Source organism: Oleiphilus sp. HI0066 (genome assembly GCF_001635725.1).
Genome location: NZ_LWFH01001648.1, coordinates 1 through 655, shown reverse-complemented (window position 1 = coordinate 655; position 655 = coordinate 1). Strand labels below are relative to the sequence as shown.

1 pseudogene is annotated in these 655 nt (G+C 44.1%); it reads right to left on the bottom strand.

Annotated features, from left to right (window positions below):
* Positions 1-233: 233 nt before the first annotated feature.
* Positions 234-655: pseudogene (locus tag A3738_RS25725) on the bottom strand (hypothetical protein); the annotation flags it as partial.

The window sequence follows — 655 nt, the reverse complement described above, 5'->3', positions numbered from 1 at the left end:
AGAACATTCGTGAAGCATTACTCGCAATCTGGGTAATGCCATGAATCGGAATGATAATGCTTGGGCTAAGAAACAGCGGAAGAATCGCAATCAGTAGCATCCCCCCACCAAAGCCAATGACGCCTGCGATGATAGACGTGATTAATGTGATGAAACCGAGTGTAAGGATCATGCCCATTTTATAAGCCGTAAGCTGGTCGATAGTTATGAGATCTTTGCATGATGCCCTTTCGTTACGGTAACGAAGCCTCAAATTTTTGAACTAACATATTCATCTCTCTACCGTGATGATATGTCTGCCTTTCTTGTTCTGTTCGGTGAATGCGAATCGCTGTTTTGAAGAACGGTGCGTCATACACGAAGGTATGAAATTCACCGACTTCTCCGCAAGGGTCGACACACTCGGGTAATCCCTCAAGCAGGGAATTATCGTAGTCTGCGCCGCAGCAGTGTTCCTCAAGATGTTTTAGATTAATGCTTTGCAGCAAGGCTCGAATCGGTGTGTTGATGATTTGTCGAGCGATCTCTCGAGACAGATCTATCTGTTCTTCGATTAAGAGCGGAAATACACACTCAATAACTGTTTCTGAAAATAGTTTTTGTCGAAACTCGACAATGCCGTTGCAGTATAAATCGCCAAATGCGATAGCATCGA